Raw genomic sequence first — 12,572 nt, forward strand, 5'->3', positions numbered from 1 at the left:
AAGTTACAAAGGCCGCTCGTATCGGCTCGGCACCGGGAAGTAGGACTCCAGGAAGGGGTGCAGAAGCCGGGTACTGCGGTCGAAATCCTCTTCCGTCGAGAGAGTGTCGTTCAGGCAGAACACGTCTCTGTCACGTGAGAGGAGCAAACGGTCCAATCGGTTGCCTGCGTTGGGCAGCGAAACGTCGATGTAGACGTACTCGAGGTCGCCGGCCAGCGCGCGCCCGGTATGGAACGCGTAGTAGTGGTACAGCGAAGAGGGGATGGCGATGTCGTCGGGGCTGCGGAAGCGCTGGGCGGCCGTGGCCCGGTGCTGCTCCGCGAACTCCTCCTCGATCTCGCTGAGGATCGTGCGGTTCAGGGCGTGCGGGACGTGCCGCATCTTCTGCACCGGGGTGGTGCCGAAGCGCTCCTGGATCAGCGCCCGGTTGTTCTTGCCCGCGATGGAGACCGGCACGTCGTCGGAGGACGGCGGGCCGAGCGGCACCAGGGCCGGGGACGGGAAGAACTGGGTCAGGCCGTTGGCGACGAAGAACCCGCCCGGGGCCATCTCGCGGCCCAGGAACACGTCGTCGTTGAAGTAGAGGAAGTGCTCGGAGAGGCCCTCGATGTGGTGCAGCTGGCTCTCGATGGCGTGCGAGTTGAAGGTGGGCAGCGCCGCCTGGTCGGAGAAGATCTCGCGGTGGCTGACGACCTTGATCCCGGGCTGGGTGGTGTCCAGCCACTCGGGGGTCTGGTCGTCGGTCACCAGGTAGACGGTGCGGACCCAGGGGGCGTACATCGCCAGCGAGCGCAGGGAGTAGCGCAGTTCGTCGTGGTTGGCGTAGCGCGCCGCGTTCGCCGCCTCGGCGTGGTAGTCCGCGCCGGTGAACCCGGCCCTGCGGCGCAGCCACTCCGGGTCGGAGCCGTCCACCCAGGTGTAGACGACGTCGATGGGGAAGGAGATGTCCCGGGGGAGCGTGGTGGTGAACTCCGGGCGGGTGCGCACCGTCATGGCGGTGGTGGTACGGGTGCCCCAGGGCGCCGTGAACGTGGTCGCCGGGACCTCCACGGAGGGGGCGTCGGCCGGCACGGACTCGGTGATGGAGTTGCGGCGCGGTGCGACGAGGCGGTCGCCCTCGCGGGCCCAGAACTCGATGTCGCAGCCGTGCTCCGGCCCCAGGACCACGTTCTGGCCCGGGTCGGTCCGGTACCAGAACAGGCGCAGGCTGCGGGCGCGCGCGTACCGGCGCCAGTTGGCGGGCTGGTAGGCGGGGACGATGCGCTTGTTCTCCGGGCCGCGGGGGCCGAAGTAGGCCGGCAGCGTCCGGCTCAGCTCCTGCAGGGCGGCCATGGCGGGGGCGCGGTCGGAGGCGGCGACGGCCACGGTGGTGGCCTGGCGCTCCTGGTTGCGGACGCAGAAGTAGTCGACACCCGCGGTTTCGAGGGCCGCGGTGACCGCGCCGAGGCCGGCGCGGCGGGTGGTCTCGGGCGACAGGCCGTCATCGGCGAAGGCGATGCGCGGACGTCCGCCCACGGTTATGACGAGCGCGCCGGCGCCGGCGACGAGGGAGCGGCGCAGGGTGGCCAGGCTCGCGCCGCGCACCTTGCCGGGCATCTGGCCGACACCGCCGGAACCGATGGACTGCTTGATGCGGCGGCGGGTCTCGGGGGAGTAGCGGGCGGCGACCACGCGGCGCAGGCGGGTCGGCATCACCTTGCGGTAGACCCCGACCAGGGCGGAGCCCTCGGCGTTGGGTCGGCCGGTGGCGCCGGCGGGTGCCGCGGCCTGTGCGGTGGCCGTCGCGGGGGTCGTCCCCTGCTTCAGCGACGGTACGGTCACGATGTGCTGCGCCTCATCCCTGCTCCTCGGTGGGCCCCAACCGTCGCATATCATGCTGAGCTAAAGGAAACCCATGTGCGAGGTAAGGGTCAAGAAAACCCCATGGAAATGCAACCCGTCACAGTGGCGCTCTGAGAGCGGGACGTAGCGGGATTTCTCTGCATTCTAGTGGTGGGCATGGGTCGTCGGACGTGGTCGTCGGACGTTGGACGGGCTGGGCCGGGCGGTCGCGCCCGGCAACGCCGCCGAGTGACACGTGGTCATCACCACACGAAGGATGTTGGAGCGCCATGAGTGAAACCTTGCTGTCCCATGCGGTGGGGGCGGTCAAGCGCGCTCGGCGTACGGCGGGCCGCATCCGCCGTCGCGTGGAGCGGATCAACACGGTCCCGGCGCTGGGCACCAGAGGGCGGGCCCGGCCGACCCTGAAGCCCGTGCACCTCTCCGTGCTCGGCGGCCGCACCTTCAACCTCGCCGTGCCCTCGCCCCGGCGTTCCGCCGACGTCGCCTCGGCGTTCCTCGTCTTCGAGCGCGGTACCCAGCGGCACGTCGTTGCGATGGAGCTGGAACCCCAGCCGCACGGCCCGACGCTGCTCACCGCGACGGCCGGGCTGCGGCACGCCCGTCACGACGGCCCGGAGGCCTCCGGGCCGCGGCTGACCGACGGTGTGTGGCGTCTCACGGTGGAGATATCCGACACCAACGGCCGCCGGGCCCGCTTCGGGATCACGGCCCCGACCCCGCACGTGGCGGACGGCCCCACCCTCTCCGCACCGCCGAGCCCCTCCTCGGGCGCCGTGTTCCGGCCCATGCGGTCCGTGGACGGGCAGTCGATGATCAAGGTGACCGGCCCCCGGCTCGGCGCCGAGCTGATCGCCTTCGACCTGCGATGGGACCGCGTCTCGGTCCGCGGCCGGCTGCTCGCCGGCGGTTCCCCCGCCGAGTTCACGACCGAGGCCGTGCGCCGCGGCGGCGGTATGAATCCCGTCACGATCCCCACCGAGTGGGACGGCGACCGCTTCGCCTTCGACGTACCGCTCGACGCCATGGCCAAGGGCCGTGCCAAGGGCGTGTGGGACATTCAGATGCGGTCCGGGCGGAACCGGATCAAGATCGGCCGTCGTCTTAGCGACGTACGCCATCCCAAGAAGGTCTTCCGCACTCCTTTCCGGACGATCGCCACCGAGGGCGGCGCGCTGCTCCGCGTGCACGCGCACCTCACGGCCGCCGGGAACCTCGCCGTAAGCAGCACTGTCATCTCCACCAAGGAAACCGTCTGATGAAGATCACCTTCCTGCTCACCTGGGGCGACGAGATGGGTGGCACCGAGATGGCCACCTACACCCAGGCGGCACACCTGGCCCCGCGCCACGAGGTCGAGGTGATCAGTGTCTTCAAGACCAGGCCCGCGCCCTTCTTCTCCGCCGGCCACGCCATCCCGCGCCGCTACCTCGTCGACCGCACCGGCCCCTACGGGCGCCCGGTGCGCGAGAGCGGTCTGAACGAACAGGCGTGCCGCACGCTGACCTCGCTGCCGAGCGAGATCATCCGCCCCGCCTGGGAAGCCACCTTCGACCGGCTCTCCGACATCGAGATGACCAACGCGCTCGGTTCGCTCGACACCGACGTGCTGATCACCACCACGCCCGCGCTGATGGCCGCCGTCGCCGAGCTGGTGCCCGCCCGCGTGATCACCGTGCACCAGGAGCACCGCGCGTCCCAGCTCCGCGGCGTCAGCGGCGAGCCGCTGCTGGTCTACGCGCCCCGGATCGACGCGCTGGCCTCGCTCACCGAGCGCACCAACGACTGGTTCGCCGACTCGCTGGGCGCCACCGCCCCCGAGCTCGTCGCGATACCCAACGCCGTCCCCGACGGTTTCCGGCCGCGCGCCGACCTGGACAGCAAGACCATCGTGCTGGCCGCCCGCATGACGCCCGAGAAGCAGCTCGACCACGCGATCGAGGCCTTCGCCTCCATCGCCGACGAGCACCCCGAGTGGACGATGCGGATCTTCGGCGACGGGCCGCAGGAGGTCCGGCTGCGCCGGATCATCGACGGCCTCGGGCTGCACGACCGCGTCATGCTGCTCGGCCGCTCCTCCGAGATGGAGCAGGAGTGGGCCAAGGCCGGCCTGGCCATGCTGCCCTCCCGCAACGAGGCGTTCCCCCTCGTGCTCCTGGAGGTGTTCGCCGCCGGCGTCCCGGTCATCGCCTACGACATCGTCACCGGCCCCGCCGAGATCATCCGGCACGGCGTCGACGGCCTGCTCGTCCCCGCGGGCGACAAGGACTCCCTGGCCGTCGCCATGTCCAAGCTGATGGGCGACGACGAGACCCGCCGCGCCTACGGCAAGGCCGCCCGCGAGGGCGTGCACCAGCGCTTCAGCGCCGAGCGGATCACCAAGCAGTGGGAGGAGCTCTTCGAGCGCCTCGTCGCCCGCCGCGACTCGCCCGCCCGCCTCGCCGAGCGCGCCGACCGCACCGCGCTGCGGATCGCCGCGGGCGGCACCCGCAGCTTCAACGTGGCCGCGCCGATCAGCGTGCTCGCCGGCTCGGCCGACGAGCAGAAGGCCCGCGAGGTCATGATCCAGGCCCAGGACCGCTCCGGCGCCCTGGTCCGTTCCGCCGGCCGGCTGGCCGAGGTGCGCGACGACATCCTGGCGCCCCGCATGGCCGAGTGGAACCTGGAACTCACCACGGCCGCGCTGAAGGCGCACGGCATCCCGTACATCCTGCTGCGCGACGGCGGCACCTCGTACCGCATCGCGGTCGAGGTCGAGCGCCGCGAGGCGGTACTCGCCGCGCTCGCCGCCGACCTGCACGGCAAGCCCGTCTACGCGGAACTCGTGACCCCGCGCGGCGCGGCCCCCGGCGCGGTCCTCGCCGAGCGGCTGAAGTCCGTCGGCGACGTCGCCGGCCTGCGCGTCTTCAAGCCCGTCGTCACCGAGAGCCGGACCCTGCGCTACGGCCCCGCGTTCGCCTGCGCCGTGGAGTTCTGGACCGAGGAGCCCGAGGGCTCCGAGCTGCCCGGCTGGCGCGCGGCCCCGCGCGGCTCCACGCTCGTCGGACCGCGCCTGCCCTCGCTGGAGGCCACCGCCACGCTGCGCGTCGCCGAGCGCGAGTACCCGACGGCGGCCGCCTTCACCGACCACCTCATGTGGGAGGTCGACTTCCCGATCGACGTCGTCTACACCTGGGTGGACGACAGCGACCCGAAGTGGCGCGAGCGCCGCGACGACGCCAAGCGCGCAGCGGGCATCGCCACCGACGGCGGCGCGGACAGCGGTGACGTGCGCTTCCGCAACCGCGACGAACTGCGCTTCTCCCTGCGCTCGCTGGCCATGTACGCCCCCTGGGTGCGCAACGTCTACATCGTCACCGACGACCAGACGCCGGACTGGCTGGACACCACCCAGCCGGGCATCAAGATCGTCAGCCACCGCGAGATCTTCGCCGACGAGAACTGGCTGCCGACCTTCAACTCGCACGCCATCGAGAGCCAGCTGCACCGCATCGAGGGCCTCTCCGAGCACTTCCTCTACCTCAACGACGACGTGTTCATGGGCCGCCCGCTCAGCCCGTCCTCGTTCTTCGGCAGCAACGGCATGGCGCACTTCTTCCGGTCGCCCACCGCCGTTCCGCCCGTCGAACTGGCCGAGGGCGACGAGGGCTACTTCGCCGCCGCCAAGAACAACCGCGCGCTGCTCCAGCGGAAGTTCGGCCGCACCGCCACCCACGGCTTCCTGCACGCACCGCACCCACTGCGCCGCAGCGTGCTCCAGGAGATCGCCGAGGAGTGCCCCGAGGAGATCGGGGCCACGGCGGCGAGCAAGTTCCGGGCGACGACGGACCTGTCCGTCACCTCCTCGCTGCACCACCACTACGGCTACCTGACCGGCCGGTCGATGCCGTCGTCGATCTCCTGCTCGTTCATCAACGCGGGCAACTACGAGCACCACACGCGGCTCAGCCGCCTGCTGGCCACCCGCAGCCACAGCGTGTTCTGCATCGGCGAGTCGGCGGACGCGGCGGTGCCGGTCGACGAGCAGGACCGGGTGCTGCGCGCGTTCCTCAACGCGTACTTCCCGGTGCGCTCGCCGTTCGAGAAGCCGTAAGGACCCGCTCCGCCCGGGCGTGTTCCGGTGATCCCCGTTCCCCTCCGCGAGGGGAGCGGGGATCTCGCGTTCCGGGGCCTTAGGGTGCCCCGTATGCGGATGATCGTCCGGGGCGCCCGGGTGTGGGGAACCGAAGGTCTCGCCGACTCTCTCGTCGACGTGGAGGTCGGCGAGGACGGCCGGATCGCGCGGGTGGTCCCGTACGACGACCAGAAGGAACCGCCCGCGACCGGGGTGCTGATCGAGGCGCACGGCGGGCTGCTGTCCGCCCCGTTCGTCGAGCCGCACATCCACCTGGACACCGCCCTGACCGCCGGGGAGCCGCGCCCGAACGCCTCCGGGACGCTGTGGGAGGGCATCGCCTGCTGGAGCGAGCGCAAGCGGACGCTGACCCGCGAGGACGTCATCGCGCGGGCCACCGAGGTGCTGCGCTGGCAGGCGGCGCAGGGCGTGCTGCACGTGCGCACCCACTGCGACACCACCGACCCGGGGCTGACCGCGCTCGACGCGCTGCTGGAGGTCCGCGACCGGGTGCGGGAGTTCATGACCCTGCAGATCGTCGCGTTCCCGCAGGAGGGCATCGTCTCCTTCCCCGACGGCGAGGCGCTGCTGCGCGAGGCCGTCCGGCGCGGGGCGGACGTCGTCGGGGCGATCCCGCACTTCGAGGACACCCGGGAGGACGGGGTCGCGTCGCTGGGGACCGCGTTCGCGCTGGCCGAGGAGCACGGGCTGCGCGTGGACGCCCACTGCGACGAGATCGACGACGACCAGTCCCGCTTCGTGGAGGTGCTGGCCGCGCACGCGCTGCGCTCGGGGCTGCGCGAGCGGGCGACCGCCTCGCACACGACGGCGATGGGGTCCTACGGCGGCGCGTACAGCTTCAAACTCCAGCGACTGCTGGCCCGTTCGGGGATCAACCTGGTCTCCAACCCGTTCGCCAACCTCAACCTGCAGGGCCGGTTCGACGCCTACCCCAAGAGGCGCGGCCTCACCCAGGTCAAGGAGATGCTGGCGGCGGGCGTCAACGTGGCCTTCGGGCACGACGACGTGATGGACCCGTGGAACGCCCTGGGCACCGCGAACCCGCTCCAGACCGCCCTCGTCGGGCTGTACGCGGCCCAGCTGACCGGGGCGGACGACATCCCGGTGGCCTTCTCGATGGTGACGGACCGTGCGGCGCGCGTCCTCGGCCTCGACGCCTCGGAGTACGGCATCGCCGAGGGCGCCCCCGCCTCCTTCGTCCTGCTGCCGGCCGAGACCCCGGCCGAGGCGATCCGCCGCCAGGTCCGCCCCCGGTACGTCGTCTCGCGCGGCAGCGTCCTGGCCGAGACGCCACCGGCTCCGACGCGGCTGAACTGGCCGGGGGAGGCGGGGTCACGGGACGTCTGGGAGGTGGATTTCAGCCGCCGGGGCGGGGCCGTAGGGTGACTGCGCATGACGACATGGACATATGACACCCCCTCAGGGCGAGCTGCCCTGGAGATCGCCTCCGAGTACGCGGACGCGAGCCTGCTGGGCCACTCCGTGCGCTCCTACGCCTTCGCCGCCGAGTACGCCGCCACGCACGGTCTCTCGTACGACGAGGAGCTGCTGTACGTCAGCGCGCTGCTGCACGACCTGGGGCTGACCGCCCCGTTCGACAGCCACACCCTTCCCTTCGAGGAGGCGGGCGGTCATGTCGCCCGCGTGCTGACGGCGGGCCTGGGCTGGTCGGCGGAGCGGCGGGCGCGTGCCGAGGAGGTGATCGTCCTGCACATGCGGGACGACGTCGACGCGGCCGTGGACGTGGAGAGCCACCTCCTCCAGGTCGGCACCAGCGCGGACGTCTCCGGGCTCCGGGTGGCCGAATTCGACCCCGCCTTCCGGGCGGCGCTGCTGGCCGAATACCCCCGGCTGGGCTTCGGCGCGGCGTTCCTCTCGCTGGTCGAGGCCCAGGCGGCACGCAAGCCGGCCTGCGCGGCGGCGGCCTACGTCGCGGGCGGCGCGGCGGCACGCATCGCGGGGAACCCGCTGGACGCGGCGGAGTAGGCCGACCGCCGCGCAGGTCGGCTTGCGGGCGAACGGTCGGGTTGGTGGGTGCCGGGGGGCAGGCGTGACCTGCGAGGAGAGGCTGGGGTCGGGGGCGCTCCGGTCCGACGCACCCAGCCGGCCGGTGGGGTGCTGAGGTGCAGACGTGACCTGCAAGGAGAGGGTCCCGGGGCGCTCGGGTGGGGTGTGACCTCCTGGCCGGTGAGGTGCTGGGGTTCAAGCGTGACCTGCAAGAAGAGGGCTCCGGGGCGCTCTGGTCCGACGTACCCAGCCGGCCGGTGGGTGCTGGGGTTCAGACGTGACCTGCAAGGAGAGGGTCCCGGGGCGCTCGGGTTCGACGTACCCAGCTGGCCGGTGGGTGCTGGGGCTCAGACGTGACCTGCAAGGAGAGGGTCCCGGGGCGCTCTGGTTCGACGTACCCAGTCGGCCGGTGGGTGCTGGGGTTCAGACGTGACCTGCAAGGAGAGGGTCCCGGGGCGCTCTGGTTCGACGTACCCAGTCGGCCGGTGGGTGCTGGGGTTCAGACGTGACCTGCAAGGAGAGGGTCCCGGGGCGCTCCGGTGGGATGTGACCGTCAGGTCGGTGGGGCGCTGGCGTTCAAACCTCACCTGCGAGGAGAGGGCCGGGGGCGCTCCGGTCCGACGTCAACCGTTGGCTGGGGGGCCTGGGGCCTGGGGCCTGGGGGCTGGGGTGGGGCGTTGGCTGCCGGGTTGGCCTCCGGGGTGGGTACCGCGTCGTCGGAAGGCCTCGGGGTGGGGGCGGGAGTAGCCTGCGGGCATGTCGAGGGACTCGCGTGACGCCACGGGCTCGTGGGACGAGGACGGCACCCCGCACCCGCTCGCCCTGCGCCGGAGCGGCCGCAGTGAGCAGGAGCCGGACCGGCTGCCGGAGGTCCGGGAGCTGGAGGTACTCGGCTGGGAGCCCGCGCCCGAGGAGCTGGCCTGGGTGTTCCTGCCGTACGTCTGGCCCCCGGCCGACCGCACCTGGATCCCGGACCGCTCCACCCACTGGGCGGTGGAAACCCGCCTGGACGGCCACGGCCACATCACCGGCGTGGAGGCCGCCCCGCTCGCGGAGCCCGACCTCCACGACCTCGACCGCGAGAGCGAGGAACTCCTCGCCGGCCTCGGCCTGCCCCACCGCCCCCCGGGGAGACTGTGGCTGCTGCGGCCCGTCGGCTCCTTCCCCACCGTCGAGGCGGTCCTGGACCACCTCCGCGCACGGTCGGAGGAACGCGGAGTCGAACTCCGCGCCTCCCCCGAACTCCTCGCCCTGACCTACACCGAACTCGCTGCCTTGGCCAACTCAGACGCCTCGGAGGCCTGACAGCCCTTGCTCCACCCCCAAACCCGCAGTCAACGGCCCCCCTCCCCCCCCCAGGCCGCTCCACGACCGACGTTTGACGTCGGACCGGAGCGCCCCCGGCCCTCTTCTTGCAGGTCACGTTTGAACCTGGGCGCCCCGCGGGCCTGGCGGTCGCGTCGGACCGGAGCGCCCCCGGCCCTCTTCTTGCAGGTCACGTTTGAACCTCGGCGCCCCACGGGCCTGGCGGTCGCGTCGGACCGGAGCGCCCCAGAGCCCCCGCCTCACAGGTCACGTCTGAACCCCAGCGCCCCGCCGGCCTGGCGGTCGCGTCGCACCGGAGCGCCCCAGGGCCCCCGCCTCGCAGGTCACGTCTGAACCCCAGCGCCCCGCCGGCCTGGCGGTCGCGTCGCACCGGAGCGCCCCAGGGCCCCCGCCTCGCAGGTCACGCTTGAACCCCAGCACCCACCGGCCGGCGCCGGTTCGGAATGCCGACCAGGGGTCACCGTGCCACGCTGACTACGGGGGGTGGCGCCGGTCTCACCGAATCGGGGACCGGCGGTCCTGACACCCAAGGAGGCCGGCATGGCCACTGACGCCGCCCGAACCCGCCCGCACCACGCGCCGGTATCCGGTACCACCACCTTCGCCGCAGCGCTGATGATCTTCGCCGGTGCGATGGGGATCCTGGAGGGGATCTCGGCCCTCGCCAAGGACGACCTGTTCGTCACGACGCGGCACTACGTGTTCGAGTTCAGCCTGACGGGGTGGGGGTGGGTCCACGTGATCGTGGGCATCGTGCTCCTGTTCGCGGGCTGCGCCGTGCTCACGGGAGCCCTGTGGGCGCGCTACTTCGGCGTGTTCGTCGCCTCGCTGGGTGCGATCGCCAACTTCCTGTGGATCCCGTACTACCCGCTCTGGGCGACGATCCTGGTCGCCGTCAACATCTTCATCGTCTGGGCGCTGTGCCACGGCATGCACACGGAGGCCGATACCGCCCACGCCCGCCACACCTGACGCAGACCGTTCAGCACCGGAGCGGCGCCGCCGCCGCTCCGGTGCTGAACGCTGAACAGCGCGAGCGTTACTCGAGTTACGGCCGACGTTTCCCCGTCACACTGCTGCGTGGGTCCACCACGTAGTGAGGTGCATATGGAAAACGCAGTAGAAAGGGCGATCGAGTGCATTCGGGAGCGCTACGGCAAGCCGCTCACCCTCACGGACATCGCCGAAAGCGCCCTGCTCAGCCGCTTCTATTTCACACGACTATTCAAAGAGGAGACCGGGCTCACTCCCGGAAGGTTCCTGGCCGCGGTCCGCATTTTCCATGCCAAGCGGCTGATCGAGACCACCGCGATGAGCATCACCGACATTTCCTACGCGGTCGGGTACAACAGCCTGGGTTCGTTCACGAACTCCTTCACGGCCAGCGTCGGCGTGTCTCCCAGCCGGTTCCGGCGGCTGGCGCGGGACGGCGGCGAGGGCCTGCCGGGGCCGGAGCCCAACGCGCGGGCCGAGTTCGGCACGGTCGCGGGGACGATCAGTCTGCCGGAGGGCCACGGGAACGCCCGGGTGTTCCTGGGAGCCTTCCGTACGCCCGTGGTCCAGCATCCGTCCGTCGCCGCGACCCTCGTCGACGTGCCGAGCGGCCGTCCGTCCTGCTACACCCTCAAGAACGTCCCCGAAGGGGACTGGCACCTGCTCGCGGTGGCGGTCGCCGACGGCATCGGCCCTGACGCGCGGGCCCGGCGGACCTCCCTCGTCGGGGGGCACGGCCTGGCGACCGTGAGCGTGAGCGCCGACGGCGTCACGAGCGCGGCGGTGCGGCTGCGCCCGCACGTGCCGACGGATCCGCCGGTCCTGCTCGCGCTGCCCGAGCTCGAACCGCCGGCCTCCGTCACGGCGCTCCCCGGGTGCGCCTCCGTCACCCCCGCTCCCGAGGGCGACGGACGCCGCCAGGCCGCGGGCCACCTGTGGGTGGCGTCCGCGGCGCCGGCGGTGTCACGGGCGTGATCGCGAGGGATCACGGCACCATTTCCTGCTTGGACTTGAGCTGCTCGGCGAGCAGGTTCCACTCGCGGCCGATGCGTTCCGCGATCGGGGCGATGACGCCGAGCCAGTGCGGCGGCACGGCATCGACGAGTTCCCGGCGGTCTTCGTCGGGGTCGATGGCGTGCAGCTGCATCCAGCGCAGGAACTCCCTGCCGCCCGCGTTGTAGCGGATGGTGGGGTCGCCGGCCATCTTGGCGGCGACCGTCGCCCACGAGGGCGGCGCGTCGGTGTGGTTCCTGCGGGGCGCCGGCGCGGCGTCGATGCTCGGAGCCACGCGCAGCGGGACACGGGGCCCGCCGTCGCACATCGCGGCGGCGGGCCTCGTCGCCTCGTCGGCCTGCCGTACGGAGCGCATGGCCGGGACGGCCTGCACGGACTGTACGGACTGCATCGGCCGGAAGGCCTGCACGGGCTGGACGGCCTGCACGGGCTGGACGGACGACTGCGCGGCGGCCGGCTGGCGGCCGTCCCGCTCGGGGCTGTCGCCGCGCCGCAGGCGCGCGCTCACGTCGTGGACGGTGCCGAGGGAGACGTCGGTCTCCTTGGCGACCTGACGGAGCGGGGCGTTGGGGTGGGCGGTGATGTACTCGGCGGCCCGGCGCCGGCCCTCGCCCGCGTCCACCGGGCGCCGCTTGCCGTCCCGGCCGATCCGCTTGCCGTCGAGCGGCGCCCCGTCCGCCGACCGGTCGCGCAGCGACGCGATCGTCTTCGCGCTCAGCCCGGTGATCCCGGCGATGGCGCGGTCGGACCAGTCGGGGTGGGAGCTGAGGACCCGCTGGGCTCCGGAGACGCGGTCGGCCTTCGACAGCGGCAGTCCGTGCGAGCCGTTCGCCTTCATGGCGATGACGAGCGCCTCGGAATTCGAGCAGTCGAGGAAGCGCGCCCTGATGCTGTCGTCACCGCGGAGCCGGGCGGCCTCCAGCCGGTGCAGCCCGTCGATGATGCGGTAGCCGTCCATCTGGACGAGAATGGGCGGCAACTCCGACGAGCCGGCCGCGTCGATGAGGAGCTGGATGTGAGAGGCGTCCGTACCGCCTTGGCGCAGGGACACTCCCGGCGACAGCGCGTTGACCGGGACATCGCGTGTCGGCAGTTTCTCGAAATTCTTGAGATCGAATTCACTGCGGGTCGATGATTCGGCGCTCTCCGTCCTGACGGGGCTGAATGCACTCGTAATCAAGACGGCTTGCGCGTTGCTCTGAGCCATTCTGATACTCCCTCTCTGCTGCCGCTGTCCACGAGCGTCGCAGGAGGG

At 71.9% G+C, this 12,572-nt stretch carries 9 protein-coding genes; 7 read left to right on the forward strand and 2 right to left on the reverse strand.

What is annotated here, in order from left to right; genetic code table 11:
- Window positions 1-3: 3 nt before the first annotated feature.
- Window positions 4-1,821 (reverse strand): stealth family protein, encoded by a 1,818-nt coding sequence (locus OG982_RS15940; protein ID WP_266786298.1) that lies wholly within the window; start codon window positions 1,819-1,821, stop codon window positions 4-6.
- A gap of 290 nt (window positions 1,822-2,111) precedes the next feature.
- Here OG982_RS15940 and OG982_RS15945 point away from each other — a divergent pair, with 290 nt between their 5' ends.
- The 7 genes from OG982_RS15945 to OG982_RS15975 all read left to right on the forward strand — a co-directional run bounded on the left by OG982_RS15945 (window position 2,112) and on the right by OG982_RS15975 (window position 11,278).
- Window positions 2,112-3,101: a hypothetical protein gene (locus OG982_RS15945; protein WP_266786296.1), complete on the forward strand. Its 990-nt coding sequence runs from the start codon at window positions 2,112-2,114 to the stop codon at window positions 3,099-3,101.
- Window positions 3,101-5,935: a stealth conserved region 3 domain-containing protein gene (locus tag OG982_RS15950; RefSeq protein ID WP_266786294.1), complete on the forward strand. Its 2,835-nt coding sequence runs from the start codon at window positions 3,101-3,103 to the stop codon at window positions 5,933-5,935. Before OG982_RS15945 ends, OG982_RS15950 begins: the two co-directional genes overlap by 1 nt.
- Before the next feature lie 93 nt (window positions 5,936-6,028).
- A complete protein-coding gene (gene codA, locus OG982_RS15955; protein WP_266786292.1) occupies window positions 6,029-7,363 on the forward strand; it encodes a cytosine deaminase in 1,335 nt (444 codons plus the stop codon).
- Window positions 7,364-7,369: 6 nt separating this feature from the next.
- Window positions 7,370-7,963: an HD domain-containing protein gene (locus OG982_RS15960; protein ID WP_266786290.1), complete on the forward strand. Its 594-nt coding sequence runs from the start codon at window positions 7,370-7,372 to the stop codon at window positions 7,961-7,963.
- 777 nt (window positions 7,964-8,740) lie between these two features.
- On the forward strand, window positions 8,741-9,289 hold the full coding sequence (locus tag OG982_RS15965; protein ID WP_266786288.1) for a DUF5956 family protein: 549 nt from the start codon (window positions 8,741-8,743) through the stop codon (window positions 9,287-9,289).
- A 561-nt stretch (window positions 9,290-9,850) separates the two neighbouring features.
- Entirely contained in the window at window positions 9,851-10,282 is a 432-nt protein-coding gene (locus OG982_RS15970; RefSeq protein WP_266786286.1) for a hypothetical protein, read from the forward strand.
- 135 nt (window positions 10,283-10,417) lie between these two features.
- Window positions 10,418-11,278, forward strand: a complete 861-nt coding sequence (locus tag OG982_RS15975) for a helix-turn-helix transcriptional regulator (protein ID WP_266948759.1) — start codon at window positions 10,418-10,420, stop codon at window positions 11,276-11,278.
- 10 nt (window positions 11,279-11,288) lie between these two features.
- Here the strand turns inward: OG982_RS15975 and OG982_RS15980 are convergent, their stop codons facing one another.
- Window positions 11,289-12,368, reverse strand: coding sequence for a ParB N-terminal domain-containing protein (locus OG982_RS15980; RefSeq protein ID WP_266948761.1), 1,080 nt, complete (start codon window positions 12,366-12,368; stop codon window positions 11,289-11,291).
- Window positions 12,369-12,572: the final 204 nt, after the last annotated feature.

Origin of the sequence: Streptomyces sp. NBC_01551 (genome assembly GCF_026339935.1) — a bacterium.
Classification (GTDB): domain Bacteria; phylum Actinomycetota; class Actinomycetes; order Streptomycetales; family Streptomycetaceae; genus Streptomyces.